This window comes from Herminiimonas fonticola (assembly GCF_040395855.1).
GTDB lineage: Bacteria > Pseudomonadota > Gammaproteobacteria > Burkholderiales > Burkholderiaceae_D > Oxalicibacterium > Oxalicibacterium fonticola_A.
Genome location: NZ_JBEBPO010000040.1, coordinates 1 through 20,726 on the forward strand (window position 1 = coordinate 1; position 20,726 = coordinate 20,726).

General features: G+C 56.0%; 16 protein-coding genes and 1 riboswitch. Of the genes, 6 read left to right on the forward strand and 10 right to left on the reverse strand.

Going from position 1 to position 20,726, the window contains the following annotated elements; genetic code table 11:
- Together cphA and ABWP27_RS07060 are read right to left on the reverse strand one after the other, a co-directional pair.
- Positions 1–2,389: cyanophycin synthetase (gene cphA / locus ABWP27_RS07055; RefSeq protein WP_353155156.1), on the reverse strand; the 2,389-nt coding region annotated here is incomplete at its 3' end.
- A gap of 129 nt (positions 2,390–2,518) precedes the next feature.
- Positions 2,519–4,687, reverse strand: coding sequence for a cyanophycin synthetase (locus tag ABWP27_RS07060; RefSeq protein ID WP_353155158.1), 2,169 nt, complete (start codon positions 4,685–4,687; stop codon positions 2,519–2,521).
- 231 nt (positions 4,688–4,918) lie between these two features.
- Here ABWP27_RS07060 and ABWP27_RS07065 point away from each other — a divergent pair, with 231 nt between their 5' ends.
- Genes ABWP27_RS07065 through ABWP27_RS07075 form a run of 3 tightly spaced genes read left to right on the forward strand, consistent with a single transcriptional unit; the run spans position 4,919 to position 8,673 of the window.
- The gene (locus ABWP27_RS07065; protein ID WP_353155160.1) at positions 4,919–7,168 is read left to right on the forward strand and encodes a cyanophycin metabolism-associated ABC transporter; all 2,250 of its coding nucleotides are present in this window, start codon (positions 4,919–4,921) and stop codon (positions 7,166–7,168) included.
- Positions 7,165–7,647 (forward strand): cyanophycin metabolism-associated DUF1854 family protein, encoded by a 483-nt coding sequence (locus ABWP27_RS07070; RefSeq protein ID WP_353155161.1) that lies wholly within the window; start codon positions 7,165–7,167, stop codon positions 7,645–7,647. Before ABWP27_RS07065 ends, ABWP27_RS07070 begins: the two co-directional genes overlap by 4 nt.
- Before the next feature lie 45 nt (positions 7,648–7,692).
- Entirely contained in the window at positions 7,693–8,673 is a 981-nt protein-coding gene (locus tag ABWP27_RS07075; RefSeq protein ID WP_353155163.1) for an NAD(P)H-dependent flavin oxidoreductase, read from the forward strand.
- A gap of 65 nt (positions 8,674–8,738) precedes the next feature.
- Here ABWP27_RS07075 and ABWP27_RS07080 read toward each other — a convergent pair whose 3' ends face one another.
- From ABWP27_RS07080 to ABWP27_RS07090, 3 genes are all read right to left on the reverse strand, one after another.
- A complete protein-coding gene (locus ABWP27_RS07080) occupies positions 8,739–9,314 on the reverse strand; it encodes a TMEM165/GDT1 family protein (RefSeq protein ID WP_353155165.1) in 576 nt (191 codons plus the stop codon).
- Positions 9,315–9,324: 10 nt separating this feature from the next.
- Positions 9,325–9,507: riboswitch (yybP-ykoY riboswitch) on the reverse strand.
- Positions 9,508–9,555: 48 nt separating this feature from the next.
- Complete coding sequence (locus ABWP27_RS07085) at positions 9,556–10,323, reverse strand: phytanoyl-CoA dioxygenase family protein (RefSeq protein ID WP_353155182.1); 768 nt, start codon at positions 10,321–10,323, stop codon at positions 9,556–9,558.
- Between the two features lie 113 nt (positions 10,324–10,436).
- Positions 10,437–11,915: a sensor domain-containing diguanylate cyclase gene (locus ABWP27_RS07090; protein WP_353155167.1), complete on the reverse strand. Its 1,479-nt coding sequence runs from the start codon at positions 11,913–11,915 to the stop codon at positions 10,437–10,439.
- A 349-nt stretch (positions 11,916–12,264) separates the two neighbouring features.
- Here ABWP27_RS07090 and ABWP27_RS07095 point away from each other — a divergent pair, with 349 nt between their 5' ends.
- On the forward strand, positions 12,265–12,789 hold the full coding sequence (locus ABWP27_RS07095) for a glutaredoxin family protein (RefSeq protein WP_353155169.1): 525 nt from the start codon (positions 12,265–12,267) through the stop codon (positions 12,787–12,789).
- A 54-nt stretch (positions 12,790–12,843) separates the two neighbouring features.
- Complete coding sequence (locus ABWP27_RS07100) at positions 12,844–13,677, forward strand: aldo/keto reductase (protein WP_353155171.1); 834 nt, start codon at positions 12,844–12,846, stop codon at positions 13,675–13,677.
- A 101-nt stretch (positions 13,678–13,778) separates the two neighbouring features.
- Here ABWP27_RS07100 and ABWP27_RS07105 read toward each other — a convergent pair whose 3' ends face one another.
- The 3 genes from ABWP27_RS07105 to ettA all read right to left on the reverse strand — a co-directional run bounded on the left by ABWP27_RS07105 (position 13,779) and on the right by ettA (position 16,463).
- Entirely contained in the window at positions 13,779–14,369 is a 591-nt protein-coding gene (locus tag ABWP27_RS07105) for an IMPACT family protein (RefSeq protein ID WP_353155173.1), read from the reverse strand.
- Positions 14,370–14,442: 73 nt separating this feature from the next.
- Positions 14,443–14,763 carry a cupin domain-containing protein gene (locus ABWP27_RS07110; protein WP_353155174.1) on the reverse strand — a complete coding sequence of 107 codons (321 nt, stop codon included), beginning with the start codon at positions 14,761–14,763 and terminating at the stop codon, positions 14,443–14,445.
- A 32-nt stretch (positions 14,764–14,795) separates the two neighbouring features.
- Positions 14,796–16,463: an energy-dependent translational throttle protein EttA gene (gene ettA, locus ABWP27_RS07115; RefSeq protein ID WP_353155175.1), complete on the reverse strand. Its 1,668-nt coding sequence runs from the start codon at positions 16,461–16,463 to the stop codon at positions 14,796–14,798.
- Positions 16,464–16,716: 253 nt separating this feature from the next.
- Here ettA and ABWP27_RS07120 point away from each other — a divergent pair, with 253 nt between their 5' ends.
- Entirely contained in the window at positions 16,717–18,594 is a 1,878-nt protein-coding gene (locus tag ABWP27_RS07120) for a potassium transporter Kup (RefSeq protein WP_353155177.1), read from the forward strand.
- Between the two features lie 66 nt (positions 18,595–18,660).
- Here ABWP27_RS07120 and rarD read toward each other — a convergent pair whose 3' ends face one another.
- Together rarD and ABWP27_RS07130 are read right to left on the reverse strand one after the other, a co-directional pair.
- On the reverse strand, positions 18,661–19,542 hold the full coding sequence (gene rarD, locus ABWP27_RS07125; protein WP_353155179.1) for an EamA family transporter RarD: 882 nt from the start codon (positions 19,540–19,542) through the stop codon (positions 18,661–18,663).
- 327 nt (positions 19,543–19,869) lie between these two features.
- On the reverse strand, positions 19,870–20,726 hold an 857-nt coding region (locus ABWP27_RS07130), incomplete at its 5' end, for a TonB-dependent receptor domain-containing protein (protein WP_353155181.1).

Consider the following 20,726-nt stretch of genomic DNA (forward strand, 5'->3'; position numbering starts at 1 on the left):
CCAGCACTTCACCGTCTGCACGGCCCCGCTGGCATTGGTCTTCATACAGAATCACGTCGTCAAATGCATCGCCGAGGATTTCAGTCTGGCGGCGCAGATCGTCGTCGCGCCTATCGCCGGCACCGCTGATGACCACCATGCGGCGCTTTGCCGGTATGGCTTCCACGGCGTGGGTCAGCGCTTCGATGGCGTCCGGATTGTGGCCGTAGTCGGCGATCACGGTGGCGCCGCGATGTGTGAATAGATTGAAGCGGCCAGGTGTGGTGGCGGCGCTGTTTTCAAATGTGCGCAAGCCATTCAACACGATATCCCACGGCAGATTGAGGCCCCATGCGGCGCCGATGGCAGCCATCGCATTTTCAACCTGGAAGCCGATCAGGCCGTTGTGCGTGATCGAAATGTCGGCCAGCGCAATGCGGTGCTCGAACGTGCCTTCCGATGCCACGATGGCGGCGCCATCGAGGTACAGCACGCGATGGCCGTTTGCGCGGTGCGTGGCCAGTACGGCATGGTTGCCGTCCTTGGCAAAGAAGGTCACGCTGCCGGGGCAACTGGCTGCCATGTTGGCCACCATCGGATCGGCGGCGTTCAATACGGCGGTGCCGTTGGGGGCCACGTTTTGCACGATGACGCGTTTGACGACTGCCAGATCTTCCACGGTCGAAATGAAGTTCAGGCCCAGATGATCGCCGACGCCGATATTGGTAACGACGGCGACATTGCAGCGATCAAAACCCAGACCTTCGCGCAGAACGCCGCCACGCGCGGTTTCAAACACGGCTGCATCGACATCCGGATGCATCAATACATTGCGTGCGCTGCGCGGGCCGCTGCAGTCGCCGGTATCGATGCGTTCATTTTCGATGTACACGCCGTCGGTAGTGGTCATGCCGACGCGATGTTTGTTCGCTTGCAAAATATGCGCAATCAAACGCACGGTCGTGGTTTTGCCATTGGTGCCGGCAACTGCAACGACTGGAATACGACCGTCGTCGCCTTCGGCAAACATGGTGGAAACGATTGCTTCGCCGACCGGACGTCCTTTGCCGAACGATGGTTTGATATGCATGCGCAAGCCGGGTGCGGCATTGACTTCGACCACGCCGCCGCCTTGTTCTTCCAGCGTATTGTGGACGTTTTCACAGACCAGATCGACGCCGGCGATATCCAGGCCGATCATTTGTGCCGCTTCGACCACGCGTGCCGCCAGTTCAGGGTGCACATCGTCGGTGACGTCGGTGGCGATGCCGCCGGTGCTCAGGTTGGCATTGTTGCGCAATACCACCGGCACGCCTTTGGCAGGAATGCTTTCCAGCGTATGGTTTTGTTTTTCCAGCGTGGCCAGGGTTGTCTTGTCGACCTTGATCTTGGTCAGCGGCGAGGCGTGGCCGTCGCCGCGCAAAGGATCGAGGTTAACCTGATCGATCAATTGCTGTATGGTTTGTACGCCATCGCCGATGACTTCCGGCGGCGTGCGGCGTGCGGCGGCGATCAGTTGCTTGCCGACCACGAGGAAGCGGTAATCCTGGCCCGAGATATAACGCTCGATCACGACATCGTCGCAAATGACCTGGGCGGCGGCGAAACCTGCAGCAATTTCTTCACGAGTTTTCAGATTGACTGAAACACCTTTGCCCTGATTGCCGTCGCGCGGTTTGATGACCACTGCGGCACCGATTTCAGTAGCTGCAAGCCATGCATCGTCGGCTGTCGTCACCGAACGGCCGTCTGGTACCGGTACGCCGGCTGCGCTTAACAGCAGCTTGGTCATTTCCTTGTCTTGCGCAATCGATTCGGCAATCGCGCTGGTAAAGCCGGTTTCCGCCGCTTGAATGCGCAGCTGCTTGCTACCCCAGCCGAACTGCACCATGCTGCCTTCAGTCAGGCGGCGATACGGAATGCCGCGCGCGACGGCGGCATCGACGATGGCGCCGGTGCTGGGTCCGAGGCGGATATCTTCATCCAGTTCACGCAAACTGGCCAGTGCGGTTGCCAGGTTGAACAGCGTATCTTCAACTGCTGCGCGGCACAGGTTTTGCGCCAGTTCAAAGGCGAGGCGGCCGACAGCTTCTTCCGTGTATTCGACGACAACCTGGTAAGTGTCTTTTTCAACGGTGGCGATCGTGCGGCTGAATGTCACCGGGCAACCGGCTTGCGCCTGCAGCCCGAGGGCGGCGAATTCAAGTACGTCGGCCATGGAAAACGCGGCTTTCGGGCGTGCGCTTTCGATGAATTTTATTTCCGGGAAACGCGCGCGCAAGCGGTCCTCAAAACCGGGAATGGCTGCAATGTCTTGCTCCGATGCATTGCACGACACAATAGCTTCGATCGACGTGTGCCGGCTCCAGAGGTTGGGGCCGCGCAGGGCGCGAACGCGGGATATTTCCATGGACATCTTTCTTCTGGGCGGAGCTTGCCGGATCTTGCGACTGCGCGGCACTTTGGTGGTGGATGCAGAAGTGTAAACTGCATCGGTCAGTTTGTTGTCGTGATATGCGTATACAGTGCTCATGGCGCTTTAAGCGGCGATGGCCGCATCAGTTGCTTCAAATGTTTCTATCCCGGCGCGGATCAGGTCGGGGCCTATACCCAATGCCCACGCTGCCGCAACGGCGGCGAGGCTGTTTTCCATTGTTAGTGCAGCATGCGGTGTTGCATTGTCGATCAGAATCTCTTCCTTGCCGGTCGCCAAAACGATATTGCCGTCGCGCATGAACACAGCGCGTTCGCCGCTCGCCAGATGTGCGGCGATGACCGGTGCTGCCGACGAAATTGCAAAGAAAATTACGCTGCCGTCGCACAGGGAGGCCAGTTCTGCCACGCGTTCATCGGCAGCGTTCAATACCGCTACGCCAGTCGATAGCACGACATCGACCTGAGTGCGCATCACGCGGCTCATCTGTTCGGCATCCTCGATATAAAATTCCGGCAGGCTGTCAGCCGGATCGATATTCGTTACGACACCTACCTGGCACCAGTCGTAAGCCAGGCCTTCCGACAGAATTGCCTTGCTGCTGCTTTCAAATACGGCGGCTTCCACCATGCGATTCATCAGCACCTGGCGACCGGCATCCCAGTTGTCGCTGGCTTTTTTCAAAACCGGGCGCTGGCGCAGGAACAGGCCATCCTTGCAAGCGAGGCCGACATAAGTGCCCTGCAAATGCAGCAGCCATGCGATCAGACGCGAGACGGCAGTCGTGCCGTGTGAGCCGGTGATGCCGACAATGGGAATTCGGCCGCTTTCATCCGCAGCAAACAAATGATCGACAATCGCGCGGCCAACCGGGCGCGCCGGACCGTCGGCCGGTTTCAAATGCATCAACAAGCCAGGGCCGGCGTTGACTTCAACGATGGCGCCGCCTTGCTCGGCCAGCGGTTTGGAAATGTCTTCGACCACCAGATCGACACCGGCGATATCCAGTCCGACGATGCGCGCGGCCAGCGATGCGGCGGCGGCAACGGTTGGATGTACCTGGTCGGTAACGTCGAAGGCAACGTTGCCGTTGCGCTGGACCAGAATTTTTTCGCCGGCAGCCGGGACCGATTCGGTCGTGTAACCCTGGCGCGCCAGTTCCAGCAGTACGACGCGCGGATCGTCCGCTTCATCAATCAGAATCAGATTGAGCGGGCAATCTTCGCTGCTGCCGCGACGCGGGTCGCTATTGAGCTGGCTGTTGATCAGCTCGAAAATACTGGATTTGCCGTCGGCGATGACGCTGGCTTCTTCGCCGCGCGCCGCCGCTACCAGTTTGCCGCCTATGATCAGCAAACGATGTTCATTGCCGCGAATGAAACGTTCGACGATGACGTCGCTGCTTTCCTGTTCGGCCAATAAAAAAGCCGCCTCGATATCGGCAGCCGACTTCAGATTGGTGGAAACACCACGACCGTGATTGCCGTCCAGCGGTTTGATGACGACAGGCAAGCCTATGCTTTCGGCGGCTTCCCATGCATCAGCAGCGCTGTTGACGATGCGGCCTTCCGGAACCGGGACGCCGCAGGATTGCAGCAGCGTCTTGGTCAGTTCCTTGTCGCTGGAAATGGTTTCGGCAATCGCGCTGGTCTGATCGGTTTCGGCAGTCCAGATGCGGCGTTGCTTGATGCCGTGGCCGAGTTGCACCAGATTGCCATCGTTCAGGCGCATCGATGGAATGCGACGATCGGTTGCCGCTTCGACGATGCAGCCGGTGCTCGGACCCAAGGCGACGGATTCCAGAATGTTACGCAAATTGTCTACGGTCGATTTAACATCGTAGGGTTTGTCTTCGATTGCGGCCATCACCAGATCGCGGGCGGCAACCAGTGCCGCGCGGCTGACTTCTTCGTGGCGAGCGCGGACGACAACCTTGTAGACACCGCGTTTGCCGGTTTCGCGTGCTTTGCCGAAACCGCTTTGCATGCCGGCAAGATTCTGCAGCTCGATCATCACGTGTTCCATGATGTGGCCGGGCCAGGTGCCTTCGCGCAAGCGCATCAAAAAACCGCCGTGTACGCCGACGCCGCAATGATGTTCGACCAGGCTGGGCAGCCAGGCAGTCAGGCGTTCATAGAATCCGGGAATGGTATTGGATGGTGAGTCTTCCAGATCACCAATGTCTACCCAGGCCTCAAGCACCGGGCGATACGTCCAAATATTCGGTCCACGTAGACTCAGCACATCGATAATCTCGATGGTTTTATTGTTCATTTTATAATGTGTGGGTGAGTGTCTAAGCCAAAACTGCTATGGCTAAAATTGATGTAACGCTCTCGGCGTTCTTTGGTTTACTTGTTTCGCGATTATATTTCACGCGTTGCTAAATACGCAGCAACAAGTTGGGGGCGTTTGGATATACTGGCCGCAATTTGAGATAAAACCATATATTCTGGTTGCAAGTTCAATCAACATCCGTTCTTCACGAAACACCTTCCTGCCTTGATGAAAACCGCGTTTCCACCATTATTGTCAACAAGACATGCTATTCCTGCTCTTTGGCAGGATGTGAATAGCCAATTGAGCAAGGATGAAATCATACTCGCTCATCTGGATCTTGACCTTGATTCCAGCCTGAATTTTGTGCCGGGCATCGTCATTTTGACCAATGCACGCCTGCTGTCGCGTTCCCGCGGAGAAACGGACTGGAACACATGGATCTGCAGTGCAGAGATGACGCTCAAGCATTACGATCATGCCGGCGTCGGTACATTGGAATTGCACGATGCAACATCGCGCCTGGCAAGCTGGCGGTATACGCTGGCGCAGAATCCTGCCGCGCTGCAACTGATCGCAAGTTTCGAGCAGTTGCAGCATGCGATTGCGAGTGGTGTGGCGACGCCCTTGGCCGAGCCGGATGCGCAAAATGAAGAGGAAGATGCCGATGACATAGCGGAAGAGCAGCCACCATCCACGGCTTCGCTGTTTCGTTTGTGGCGTTTTGCCAAACCGTATCGCGGGCAGTTGCTGTTGGGTTTTCTGTTGACGCTGGGCTCGACGGCGGCGACGCTGGTGCCGCCGTACATGACGCTGCCGCTGATGGATAACGTACTGATCCCGTATCAGAACGGCGTGGAAATCGATAGAAGCCTGGTAGTGCTGTATCTGAGCGGATTGTTCGGTTCGGCCGTGCTGGCATGGAGTCTGGGCTGGGCGCGCACCTACATACTGGCACTGGTCAGCGAGCGCATAGGCGCGGATTTGCGCACTACGACGTATGAACATCTGCTGCGTCTGTCACTGGAATATTTCGGTGGCAAACGTACCGGCGATTTGATGACGCGTATCGGCTCGGAAACCGATCGTATTTGCGTCTTCCTGTCTTTGCATTTGCTGGATTTCTTCACCGACGTTTTGATGATCATCATGACGGCGGCAATTCTGATTTCGATCAATCCGTGGCTGGCACTGGTCACCTTGCTGCCGTTGCCATTCATCGCGTGGATGATTCATGTGGTGCGCGACAAATTGCGCAACGGCTTTGAGAAAATCGACAGGATCTGGTCGCAAGTGACCAATGTGCTGGCCGATACCATCCCCGGCATCCGCGTGGTGAAGGCGTTTGCACAGGAAAAGCGTGAAGCCGTGCGTTTCCGCGAAGCCAACAAACATAATCTGGCGATCAACGATCGCGTCAACAAAGTCTGGTCGCTGTTTTCGCCTACCGTTACCCTCCTGACTGAAATCGGTTTGCTGGTGGTGTGGGCGCTCGGTATATGGCAGGTATCGCAGGGTCTGATCACGGTGGGTGTGCTGACGGCCTTCCTGGCCTACATCACCCGCTTCTACACGCGGCTGGATTCCATGAGCCGTATCGTTTCGGTGACGCAAAAAGCCGCCACCGGCGCGAAACGTATTTTCGATATTCTGGATCATGTTTCCAGCGTGCCGGAAGCAAGCAATCCCGTGCATCTGACTAACGTGCAGGGAAAAATCACGATCAAAAACATCGGCTTCCGCTACGGCAACCGGGCCGTGATACGCGGCCTGGATCTCGATATCCAACCGGGCGAAATGATAGGCCTGGTCGGTCACAGCGGTTCCGGGAAAAGTACGCTGGTCAATCTGATCTGCCGTTTCTACGATGTGTCGGACGGTGCGATCCTGGTCGATGGCATTGATGTGCGTTCAATTCCGATCCCGGAATATCGTCGCAACATCGGTCTGGTGCTGCAGGAACCTTTCCTGTTCTTCGGCACCATCGCCGACAATATCGCTTACGGCAAACCGGATGCCAGCCGTGAAGAAATCATCGCTGCCGCGCGTGCGGCGAATGCGCATGAGTTCATTTTGCGCTTGCCGCACGGTTACGATTCCATGGTGGGCGAACGCGGACAAACCCTGTCCGGCGGCGAGCGCCAGCGTATTTCGATTGCACGTGCGCTGTTGATCGATCCGCATATCCTGATCCTGGATGAAGCTACTTCATCGGTCGATACGACGACGGAACGCGAGATCCAGAAAGCGCTGGACAATCTGGTGCGCGGCCGTACCACGATCGCCATCGCACACAGACTTTCCACCTTGCGCCGCGCCGATCGCATCGTTGTGATGGACCGGGGGCAGATCGTCGAAGTTGGTTCGCACGATGAGTTGCTGGCGCGTGAGGGTGCGTATTACAAGCTGTATCAGGCGCAGCAGCGGCAGGCTGAACAGGATATGCTGGAAGACAGCGCAGAAGAGGGGCTGGCATGAACGACGTGCAATCGATACCGTTTCAACTGGGCCGCAATGCGTTCGGCAAACTGATTTACTCCGCACCCGGCGAAGCAGAAGTACATGAAGGCGTGGTCCCGGTGCGTGCGTTCCCGATTGCCGCGCCGGATACCGGCATCGCCATCGTCAGTACGGATGGGCGCGAACTGGCATGGATAGAACGCCTCAGCGATTTGCCGGAGGCAATCCGTTTGTTGCTGGAAGAAGAATTGGCCAGCCGCGAATTCCTGCCGGAAATTACCAAGATCAAACATGTATCTGTATTCGCCTCGCCGAGCACCTGGACGGTGGCGACCAGCCGTGGCGATGCGCTGCTGGTGCTGAAGGGTGAGGAAGACATCCGCCGCATCGGTGAATCGTCATTGATCATTGCAGACACGCATGGCATCCAGTTCCTGATTCGCGATTTGCAAAAGCTCGACAAGACCAGTCGCAAACTGCTGGACCGATTCCTGTAAACGATGGCATGCGCTGCATGCCATCCTGACCAAGGAGTAACGCTCATGACCAGTCGCTCGCAAGCCCACCTCCCTACCGTATTGCAAAATCTTGCCCTGCCTGTCATCGGCGCACCGATGTTCATCGCCAGCGGTCCCGAGCTGGTGCTGGCGCAATGCAAGGCCGGCATAGTCGGCGGGTTTCCGGCATTGAATGCACGTCCGGCTGAGGTGCTCGATCGCTGGCTGACCGATATCCAGGCCGATCTGGCCGCGTATAAAACTGCGCATCCGGACGCTATCGTTGGCCCCATCGCCGTCAATCAAATCGTGCATCAATCGAACGACCGGCTGGCGCATGACGTGGAGGTGTGCGTCAGGCATCGCGTCCCCATCATCATTTCATCATTGCAGGCGCCGCCGAAGGAAATGATGGATGCGATACACGGCTATGGCGGTATCGTGCTGCACGACGTGATTTCGATACGCCACGCGCACAAAGCGCTGGATGCCGGTGTCGATGGGCTGATTCTGGTCGCGGCCGGCGCCGGCGGACATGCGGGCACATTGTCGCCATTCGCGCTGGTCGGCGAGGTGCGTCAATTCTTCAAGGGGCCACTTGCCTTGTCGGGCGCGATCGCCAGTGGCGATGCGGTGCTGGCAGCGCAGGCGATGGGTGCCGACTTTGCATACATAGGTTCGCGCTGGCTGGCCACGCACGAAGCGAATGTGGATGAAGCCTATCGGCAGGCGCTGGTCACATCAGTCGCGTCCGATATCGTCTACAGTAATTTGTTTACCGGTGTGCATGGCAACTATCTGCGCAAATCCATCATCAACATGGGGCTGGATCCGGATAACCTGCCGCAAGGGGACAAGAGCGTGATGGATTTTGCTTCCACCAGTGGCCACAAGGTAAAGGCCTGGCGCGATATCTGGGGCGCGGGGCAGGGTGTCGGCATGATAGGCGCCGTCACCAGTGTGGCAGAAGCGGTGCAAAAACTGAGTGCCGAATACCAGGCTGCAAAGGCGCGCTTGCAGGCATGAAGTCATCACGTTCGTCATTCCCGCCAGTGCGGAAATGACGAACCGGGTTTGTCTTCAACGCAGGTTCAAAAGCCGAAACGCGAACCGGCACCCAGCAAGGTTGCTATTCCCAGCACGACAAAAATTGCGGCGGCGATGCGATGCACGATTTTCACCGGCATGCGATTGGCGATCCTGTCGCCGAAATACACCGCTGGCGCATTCGCCAGCATCATGCCGAACGTGGTGCCGGCTACGACCCAAACAAATGAGTGATATTGGGCTGCCAGTGCGACAGTCGCTATTTGCGTCTTGTCGCCCATCTCCGCCAGGAAGAAGGCGATCAGCGTGGTCATGAAGACACCGTACTTGGCGAGCTTGGCATCACCCTCATCGAGCTTGTCGGGAATCAGAATCCAGCCGGCCATCAGCAGGAAGGAAATACCCAGCACCCAGCGCAGCGTTTCCGGCCCGAGCAGGGTCGTGATCCAGGTGCCGATGGCCGCGGCAAATGCATGATTGGCAATCGTGGCAACCAGAATCCCCAGCACGATAGGCAAAGGACGGCGGAATTTTGCTGCGAGGAGAAAAGCGAGCAGTTGGGTTTTATCGCCGATTTCAGCGAGCGCAACGATGCCGGTAGAGACGAAGAATGCTTCCATGAGGGGGATAAACTTTCTGGGGCCGGAATAATAACCAAAGCGCAAACAGCGACCCCGGCCCATGCGGTCGTCATTTGAGCGATGGTCTCGCCAAGTCTTGCGACTATCTGCACCATGGCCTGCGGGCCAAGAATGTTGATGCAGATTCCTTTGTTGCCAAAGGCCGGCTACTCCCCAATGTTCGAGACGAATGATAGCAGAGCCGGCGTGCTTTGGCACGTTGGCTTGCCTGAGCGGAGAATCAATCCGTCAAGCGGACAGTGGCCGATGCTGCCGATCGACTGCCGGCTACCGCTTGATTACTGCAGCCGTGATAGGCGAATGCAACGGAAGTCTTGACGGCCGATGTCGCGTTCACACCCGCGGCATGAAACAGGCGGCTGTGAAAAAAGACCACATCGCCCTGCTGCAGCGCGACGGTTTTTCCTTGCGCGAAAATCGCCTGATTGGCGGGATGCTCCGGCCGCAGGAAATCCAGCTCGTCGAGCTGTTCTGGCGTGATATGCAAACGATGCGAGCCGGGGATAAATTTCAAACCGCCGTTGTCTGCAGTTTCATTGCCCAATGCGAGCCACACGCAAATCAGATCGGGTTGTGTGAACGACCAGTAGCGAATGTCGCGATGCCATCCGGTTGCGGTGCCGTATTGCGGATGTTTGGTCATCACACAGTTGTGATGCGCCAAGGTCAGACAAACCGGTTCATCGAATAATTGCCGCAGCCTGGAAACCACGCGTGCGTCTTCCGCCCAATCATGAAAGCATGCATCACGGTCATAGGCGCTGCGCAAACGGCGTACGGTTCTGCCGCCTTCTGCTTCCAGCGAGGCCGGCGCACCCGCGTAACCGAGTTCCGCTTCATATTCCAGTGGCGGCAGGGCCGCGTGCAACTGCTCGGCGGCAATCGCGAGCATGCGTTCGCAGGCAGCCGGTTCCAGCATCGCGCGGAAAACCAGGTAGCCATCGTTCCTGAATTGCAGTATCTGTTCGCTGGAAAGTGCAGTGTCCATTGCGCTTGTCGGTGTCGTACTCATCTTGAATGCTGTCGCGGGTTGTTTCGATTTCAGATGGATTAGTGTAGCGCCAGTTTGATCTGCGTGTCGGGCCGGCATTCGTGCACGGACTATTGTGTGGCAGCCGTTACATTGGGACTGGAAACGATCACCCGATTGCGTCCTTCGCTCTTGGCCTGATACAGCGCCTTGTCGGCGCGGCCGAAAAAGCTCAGCCATGTTTCGCGATACGCATATTCGGCAACGCCCAGGCTAGCCGTCAGGCGCAGTTCGCTTGCCGGCAACTCAAAATCGTGGCCGGCGATCATGTCGCGTATTTTCTCGGCGAGTGCGGCGGCTTTCTCCAGCGGACAATCCTTCAGCAGCACCAGGAATTCTTCACCGCCCCAGCGTGTGACGATGTCGCTTTCACGCACGGCGTTTTTGGTGATGGTGGCGATATCCTGCAAAATACGGTCGCCGGTCAGATGGCCGTGATTATCGTTCACCATTTTGAAAAAATCGATGTCGAACAGAATTGCCGACAATGGAATGCGTCTGCGTTCACTGTCAAGAATCGCTTGCTGGAACACGATTTCAAATGCCTGGCGATTCAGCAGGCCCGTCAGTGTGTCGGTGCCGGCAATGTGTTCCAGCCGGCGCTGATAACGATTGACGGCGAACAAGGTCAGGGCAAGGATCAGCATCGTCACGATTGCGCTGATGGCGATATTGATGAAAAAGACGCGTCGTATCGGTTTTACGTCATCGGTAATGTCCTGCTCCACCAGCAAATACCAATCCAGCTCGGGGATGAAGCGCGAGCTCATCAACATCGTCGCATCGTTGTGCTGATATTCAAGTTGCGTCGGTTTGACGTCATGGTTCAGGATGTCTTTGGCAATCGTCGAGACGCCCGCAAGCTCGGTGATCGAGCCGTGAATATCCTGCATCGACTTACCTGCCAGTTTGATCACGCCATTTTTATCGATGAAGTAAATACTTCGATGAAAGCGCTTCTGATAGCTGTCGAGGAGGTTGGTCATCGTATCCAGTGTCAGGCCGACGCCGGTGACACCGATAAAATTGCCATCATAGTCCAGCATGCGATGATTAATGAAGACGGTCATCGCATCGCGATTGCCCATATCGACATCGACATTGGTTTCATAATCCGTTTTCTGGCTGCGCACGCGGTAGTACCAGATGTCGCGCGGCTCGCTTGTGCCGACCTTCTTCAACAGGCCATTCGCGTAGTAATAGTTGTTTGTACGTTCCGACACCATGAACGTGGTGATCATGCTGTACTTTTCCTTGATCTCCTGCAGGTAACGCGTGACTTGATCAAGATCGGTTTCACCGCCGATGACCCAATCGCGCAGAAAGGTGTCATTTGCCATCAGCGAAGAAATGAAGATAGGGCGCAGGATATCTTTTTGAACTTCCGAATAGATGTTATCGCTGGTCAATGGCAGCGCCTGCTCAATGACTCTTTGCCGTATTTCATCTCGCGAGACGATATAGCTGGCAATAATCGTGGTCAGAAAACCGCCAACCAGCAGTAGAGTGATCAGGGAGAGCAGGCGATATTTATCTGAGAGGAAGCGCATGAATTCGGGAATATGGATTTGGTCGCTGAGTGCAACGTTTGCAAATGACGATACCTTTTGCGCTTGCAGGCATTATAAATGCAATGTTTCTGTCGTCGGTCTTTGTCGCCCGCTGAGTGCTTGGCGCGTATCCGCTGCGATTTTCGGGGCCCCCTCGGGTTGAACATGATGTCCGGCGGCGTTCCATTTATCGATGTGCCATTTCCAGTCGATGCGCCCGGCCAGATTTCCTGCTTGCCATGCAAACAGGTAAAACCGCAGTGTGCGCTTTATTCTCGTCATGCAGGCTAGTGCAGGTGCGAATTGTGTTTACGTATAATGAAAAAATTCGCCACGACTCTTCTCCATCATGACTCGCATCTGCCCGAAATGCTCGTATGTCCGCAAGCCGACCGATGAGGCGCCGGAGTGGCAATGTCCATCCTGCCAGGTGGCCTATATCAAGGCATCCGGTGAGCCGGTATCTGCCAGCTACGGCCGTTACGGCACGCCTGTCGTCAAAAGCGGGTCGCCGTTTTCTGCAGTGCTGAAATGGGTGATCGTGCTGGCCGTATTGGGCGCTGCTGTGTACATGGGCAAACCGTTGTGGTCGGACAGGAAGGCGGCGAATGTCGTCGTCTCGAGCGTGCAACCGACGGTAACTTTGTATGCCACCGAGTGGTGCGGCTATTGCGCAGCCACGCGGCAACTATTCGAGGCGAACGGCATCGAATATACCGAGCTCGATATCGAAAAAACCAGTGCCGGTTATGAAGGCCACAAGAAACTGGGCGGCAATGGCGTGCCGCTGATCGTCGTCGACGATAAGGTCATACATGGTTTCGACGAACGTACATTGCGTACGACGCTGAAGCCGTGGTTCAAGCAATCGTGAGCGGCTGCGCAGCTTGTGTATGTGACGCAGCGCTCAACAACAGGAAAGACAAGTATGCGCAAGATTAAACTTCCATCCGGTGAAGCCGTGCCGGTACTCGGACAGGGTACGTGGTACATGGGTGATCACGCGAGCCGCCGTGCCGATGAAATCGCCACCCTGCGCCTGGGGCTGGATTTCGGCATGACGCTGGTAGACACCGCTGAAATGTACGGCGATGGCGCTTCCGAAAAACTGGTGGGCGAAGCCATTGCCGGCCGGCGCGATGAAGTGTTTTTGGTCAGCAAGGTGTTGCCGAGCAATGCCACGCGCCACGGCACCATCGCCGCCTGCGAGCGCAGCCTGAAGCGGCTGGGCACCGATCGTATCGATTTGTATCTGCTGCACTGGCGCGGCCGTACGCCATTTGCTGAAACCATCGCTGCCTTCGAGACCTTGCAGGACGCCGGCAAAATTCGTCACTGGGGTGTCAGCAATATGGATATCGACGATATGCGGGAAATTGCGCGCGCACCCGGCGGCGATGCCATGGCTGTCAATCAGGTCTTGTACAACCTGACGCGACGCGGGATCGAATACGATTTGCTGCCGCAGGCACAGGCACGCGGTTTGCCTCTGATGGCGTACTCGCCGATCGAGCAGGGCCGTTTGACCGAATACCCGGAAGTGCAGGACATCGCCGACCGGCATGGCGTATCGCCGGCGCAGATTGCCTTGGCCTGGGTCTTGCGCCAGCAAGGCGTGATCGCAATTCCCAAGGCATCGACGCCGGCCCATGTGCAGCAAAACCGTGCCGCCCTCGAGGTGCAGTTAACGGCGCAGGATCTGACTGAGCTGGACGATGCGTTTCCGCCGCCGGACGGGCCGGAATCGCTGGAGATGATTTAAGCAGCAATACAGCTGCATACATAGTCGCAGAACGGAAAAGCATAGCGCTTTTTCGCCCTGCGATTTTCACTTCAGTGCACGCGACACTTCAATCCGTTTCCTCAGTTTTCTTTTTCATGCACTTCCAGTGCGCCGCGCAACAAATCAAATGCTTCGCGGGTGAAGACATCTGCCTGGCTCACTTTCATTTTCAGGCGCAAGGTCACCGCCTCGCCATATTGCGCATCGAGAACCGCTACCTCGGATTGTTCGCAATAGCGGCGCAAAGTCGATTCATCGGCGAACTGCAATACAAACCGTCGTTCGCACATGGGCTCTACCGGCACCAGTTCGGCATTCTTGATCGCTTCTGAAATGGCTTGGCCGTACGCACGTGTGAGTCCGCCTGCACCCAGCTTCATGCCGCCCCAGTAGCGCACCACGACCGCCAGCACATTGAATACGTCCTTGTGCACCAGCACGTTGTACATCGGACGCGCGGCAGTGCCGGACGGTTCGCCGTCGTCGTCCAGGCCGGAATCGCCATCGCACATCAGTACCCAGCAAAAATGCACGGCGTTCGGATGGTGTGCACGCAACCCGGCCAATATTGTGCGTGCTTCTGCGCGCGTGGTTAGCGGATACAGCAAGCCGATGAAGCGGCTCTTCTTGATTTCGATTTCAGCGGTGGCGGGTGCGGCTAGTTGATACATGCGATGAAAACGGAATCAATAAGGATGCGTGAGGTATCGAGTGAGTGTACAGATGGTCGCAGTTTACTCGCGCTCAGTAAAAAACCGCCAGCCATACCGTTTCTTCACTGGCGCTGGTCCATTCGACGCGGTGTCTTGCATGTGCCGGAATGTTGACGTACATGCCGGGTGTCAGATGGATGGGCAGTTCATCCTGCTCGAAGCGCAGACCGGCTTCGCCCTTGAGCAGCACTACCCATTCATTTTGCTGCTGGTCGTACCAGAAATCAGACGCGGAGCGATGACCTTTGGAAACGATGCGTTCTATCCGCACATTACCGGCCGTGAGCAGGCTTTCACTGATTTCTTCAGGAAGTTCCGCAGGGATGTGTTGAAACAGATGACCGTTTTTCATCGCTGCGGAACAAGCTGAATAATGAAGAAAAATTAAACCGACAAGGGTTTGTAACGGATGCGTTTCGGCTTCGCACCTTCTTCGCCCAGACGCTTGCGTTTGTCTGCTTCGTATTCCTGATAGTTACCGTCGAAGAAGGACACTTGCGAATTGCCTTCGAAGGCGAGGATGTGGGTCGCGATGCGATCGAGGAACCAGCGATCATGCGAGATCACCATGACGCTGCCGGCAAATTCCAGCAAGGCGTCTTCCAGTGCGCGCAGGGTTTCGACGTCGAGATCGTTGGACGGTTCATCCAGCAGCAGGACGTTGCCGCCCATCAGCAGGGTTTTCGCCAGATGCAAACGACCGCGCTCACCGCCGGACAGATTGCCGACGATTTTTTGCTGGTCGCCGCCCTTGAAGTTGAAGCGGCCCAGATAGGCGCGCGATGGCATTTCAAAACGGCCTACGGTCAGAATATCGGCGCCGCCGGTGACATCTTCAAACACGGTCTTGCTGTCATTGAGCGCATCGCGCGACTGATCGACGATGGATACCTGTGCGGTCGTGCCGATCACTACGTCACCGCTGTCCGGCTGTTCCTTTCCGGTGATCATTTTGAACAGTGTCGATTTGCCGGCGCCATTGGGGCCGATGATGCCGACAATCGCGCCGGCTGGAATGCGGAAACTGAGGTTGTCGATCAGCAGGCGATCGCCGAATGCTTTTGATACATTCTTGAATTCGATGACTTCATTACCGAGGCGCTCGGCGACCGGGATGAAGATTTCCTGCGTCTCGTTGCGCTTCTGATATTCGTGTTCGGACAATTCATTGAAGCGCGCCAGACGTGCCTTCGATTTGGCCTGACGGCCTTTCGGATTCTGGCGTACCCATTCCAATTCCTTGGCGATGGTTTTCTGGCGTGAAGATTCGGTCGCTTCTTCCTGTTTCAGGCGATTGCCCTTTTGTTCCAGCCACGAGCTGTAATTGCCTTTCCACGGAATGCCGCTGCCGCGATCCAGTTCCAGAATCCATTCGGCCGCATTGTCGAGGAAGTAGCGATCATGGGTGATGCCGACCACGGTGCCGGGGAAGCGTTGCAGGAATTGTTCCAGCCAGTCGACCGATTCGGCGTCCAGATGGTTGGTCGGTTCGTCGAGCAAGAGCATGTCGGGTTTGGACAGCAGCAGGCGGCACAGTGCGACACGGCGTTTTTCACCGCCGGACAATACGCCGATTTTTGCATCCCATGGCGGCAGGCGCAGTGCGTCGGCGGCCATTTCCAGTTGCTGTTCCGGATTGTCGCCGGCCGAGGTCGAGATGATCGCTTCCAGTCGGCCTTGTTCTGCGGCGAGCGCATCGAAGTCGGCGTCCGGTTCGGCATAGGCGGCATAGACTGCTTCGAGCAGTGCTTTCGCTTCAAAAACTTCACCGAGGCCGCCTTCAACAGCCTGACGTACGGTCTGTTCCGGATCGAGTTGCGGTTCCTGCGGCAGATAGCCGATATTCAGATTAGGTGCGGGACGCGCTTCGCCGATGATGTCGGTATCGATGCCGGCCATGATTTTCAGCAGTGTCGATTTGCCGGAGCCGTTGAGGCCCAGCACACCGATTTTTGCGCCCGGGAAGAAAGACAGTGAAATGTCTTTCAGGATTTGACGTTTCGGTGGGACGATTTTGCCCACGCGGTTCATGGTGTAGACGTAATTTGCCATTGTGATTTCAATAAAAGGTTGCTTGCCAAAGAGGTGGGTGCAAGGATAACCGATGGCGAGGCAGTGCGGTATGTACGGCGGCGGATATCGCCGGCAAAACGGAATTAAAGATGAAATATTTTCGCGTTTGTAAATACTGAAGAGAAGGATTCAACGCGGATGCAACACTGTGCATGCATGCAGTCCATTTTTCTTGCATTATGGAGTTGCTTATCCTATTGTGCGACGCACCATCCCTCTTAGAGAGCGCTCTTTGGCTTCACCAGATAAAAAAAGCAGCCTTGCTGCATTGACTCTGGCCGCTGTCGGCATTGTGTACGGCGACATCGGCACCAGTCCTTTATATACGATGAAAGAAGTGTTCTCCAAAGAACACGGTCTCGCCCTCACGCCGGAAAATCTGCTTGGTGTCGTCTCGCTGATCGTCTGGGGCCTGATCATCATTGTTTCGCTCAAATACGTCACACTGGTTTTGCGTGCAAATAATCGCGGCGAAGGCGGCATCATGGCGCTGATGGCGCTGGCACTTTCTTCGGTGACCAGAAATTCGCGCTGGTATTTTCCGCTGATGGTCATGGGCCTGTTCGGCGCCACGCTGTTCTACGGCGACAGCGTGATTACTCCCGCGATTTCTGTCCTGTCAGCGGTAGAAGGCTTGAGTGTTGCCACCTCCGCTTTCGATCCCTATGTCGTGCCATTGACGGTTGCCGTGCTGGTCGGTTTGTATTCGCTGCAGGCGCGTGGCACGGCCGGTATCGGCAAATGGTTCGGACCGATCATGCTGATCTGGTTTGTCACGCTGGCCGTGATGGGCATCGTCAACATCATCGATGCGCCACAGATTCTGTATGCCTTGAATCCCTGGCATGCATTGCATTTTCTCGACGGTAACCGCTTCCTCGCATTCATTGCGCTGGGTGCCGTGGTGTTGGCATTTACCGGTGCGGAAGCCCTGTATGCCGACATGGGGCACTTTGGTCCCAAGCCGATACGCATGGCGTGGTTTCTGGTTGCCTTTCCGGCGCTGTCGCTGAATTATCTGGGGCAGGGCGCGTTGCTGCTGATGCATCCGGATGCAGTGACCAATCCCTTTTATCAGCAACTCGGTGCATGGAGCGTGTATCCGCTGGTCATACTGTCGACGATGGCCGCGATCATCGCTTCGCAGGCGACGATCTCCGGCACCTTTTCGATGACCAAACAGGCGATTGCGCTGGGCTTTTTGCCACGCATGAAAATTGAATTCACATCGGCCAGCCAGATAGGCCAGATTTATATTCCGGCAGTGAACTGGCTGCAAATGACAGTGGTGGTGATGGCAGTGATCGGCTTCGGCTCTTCATCCGATCTGGCGGCAGCCTATGGCATTGCCGTCACCGCAACGATGCTGGTGACGACTATCCTGACCTTCTTCGTTATTCGCTATCGCTGGAAATACAACTTGATTCTGTGTTTTGCGGCGACCGGTTTTTTCCTGGTGATCGACGTCAGCCTGTTCTCGGCCAATATGTTGAAGCTGTTCCACGGCGGCTGGTTCCCCTTGTTCCTGGGTTTAATCCTGTTTACCTTGATGCTGACGTGGAAGCGCGGGCGCGAACTGGTGTTCGAGAATTTGCAGAAGCATGCGATTCCACTGGAAGATTTCCTGGCTTCGCTGTTCATTTCGCCACCGACGCGCGTGCCGGGTACGGCGATTTTCCTGCGCGGCGAATCGGATGGCGTGCCGCATGCGATGCTGCACAATCTGTCGCATAACAAGGTGCTGCATGAACGCGTGGTGTTCCTGACCGTGCGCATGATGGAAGTGCCGTATGTGCCGGCCGTGGATCAGGTCAGGATCGAGCATCTGGGCGACGATTGCTACCAGATGAATGTGACTTACGGTTTCAAGAATGTGCCGGATATTCCGGCGGCGCTGGAGCTGGCGAAAGAACAGGGCCTGGAATTCGAGATGATGGAAACCTCGTTCTTTATCGCACGTCAGACCGTTGTCGCCAACCCGGTGCGCGGCATGGCCTTGTGGCGTGAACATATCTTTGTTGCGATGTCGCGCCATGCACGCGGTGCAGCCGATTATTATCAGATTCCATCGAATCGCGTGATTGAACTGGGCACCAAGGTAGAGATTTAAAGGCAATGCGCATGTAAAAAAGGGACAACCATGTTGTCCCTTTTTTATGCGTGGAGTTTGTGGGTATCAGGAAGCTTGCTGCCGCCGCCAGCTTTGCCAGATGCCGTCCAGTGAATACAATCCGAGCGCGATCCAGATGGCGGCGAAGCCGATCAGACGTGCTCCGCCAAACGGCTCGTGATACAACCAGATACCGACGATCAGTTGCAGCGATGGCGTGATGTACTGCATCAGGCCCATGGTTGAAAGCGGCACCAGACGGGCGGCAGCGCCAAACAGCAACAGGGGAATGGCGGTGATCGGGCCGGCGGCCAGCATCAACCATTTTGTACCTGTCGATGCATCGCCGAATCCATGTGCACCCTGTGCAGTCATTATCAGTAGTGAAACGACGGCCAGCGGAAACAGCAGCATCGTTTCCAGTGACAGGCCTTCCAGCGTACCCAGCGATGCCGTCTTGCGCAGCAGTCCGTACAGGCCGAAGGTGATGCCCAGCAGCAGACTGACCCATGGCGGGTGCCCGTTTTGCCAGGTCAGCCAGAGTACGCCGATCGCTGCCATGCCGACAGCCATCCATTGCAGGCGGCGCAATCGTTCACCCAGTATCACCGAACCCAGCAGCACATTGACCAGCGGTGTCATGAAGTAGCCAAGACTGGCATCGATCACACGATCGTTATTGACCGACCAGATATACAGATACCAGTTGCTCGACAAAAGTAGTGCGCTGGCGGTGAAGCCTGCCAACACCCGTGGTTGGCGCAAGACGGGTTTCAGCCACGCCCATTGTCTGCGCACGCTCAGTACCAGCACCAGAAACACCAGCGCCCACACCATGCGGTACATCAAGACTTCCAGCGGCGGAATTTCCAGCAGCGACTTGAAGTAAATCGGGAACATGCCCCAGATTACATAGGCGCAAAATGCGTAGAGGATGCCGGGGTTCATGGCGATAGCGAGAAGGAAGAGGGTGATGCAGCTGGTTTAAAAAAACCAGAAGCAGGATTGAGACAGGCGAGAATTATCCCAGTAATACGGGAAGTGCGTTGAGCGCCTTGTTTTTGCGCTGAGTTGCGCGGGATGCTTTGAATTGGCGGGAGCTGAATAATAAAGTTTCTCGCCCATGAAGAAACGACGCCATATGTATAAAAATGAAATGACTTGTATATGGTGCGGCGTATAAAAAAGGGACAACATGGCTAGTTGTCCCTTTTTTTCAGCTTGAGATGGTTTCCGTAAATTGAGCAATATCTCTATCGCCGTTAAAGAAATTCCTTAGAACGTGTAGTTTGCTGATATCCACAGACGACGGCGTTCAAAGTTGCCGACGTACTCTGGCGCGTTCGATGCTACTCCGTCGCTAATAACGCCAGGATATTTCGCAAAATCCTTGTCCAGCAAATTATTGATAGCCATGTTGACCGTCAAGGACTTGTTCACCTTGTAATCCGCGCCCAGATTAAGCATGTGATAAGCCTTGTAATTGCCTAACAATGCCTTGGTGTTGGTGCCGGCAGCATCGTTGTCGCGGAAGCGTTCGCTGTTATAGCTATGCTGCGCCCATAAGCCCAGGTCTTGGCTGTAATGCCAATTCAACCGCGTATTGAATACATGTCTCGATGTATTGTTCAAAGGTTGGCCTTTGTTTGCGCCGGTTTTTTGCTCACTATCCGTAAAGGTGTAGTTGGCATTTAATTTCCATGCCGGTGCAAATTGCCAGGTCGTACCCAATTCCACGCCACGTACGGAAGCGCTATCTACGTTGATCGAACGGGATGCGTTTGTGTTGCCATTGATGTCGGTGAATGTCTGAGAGCCAATCGCATCTTCCAGGTCCGTATTGAATACGGTTGCGTTAAATCCGAAACCTTTCAGGTTGTCGAAGCGGAAGCCAAGTTCGGTGCTGATGCTTTTCTCAGGTTTCAAATCTGGATTGCCCCATTGCGGACGAGTTGGGTCGCCTTGGCGGCCGTAGCCGACAACACCGTCGAACAATTGCTCCAGACCTGGTGTGCGGTAACCTTTGCTGACGCCGCCTTTAAAGGTCCAGTTGTCATTCGCATTCCATACCAGATAGGCACGTGGTGTTGTTGCACCGCCGAATGTGCTGTGGTCATCGTGGCGCACGCCTA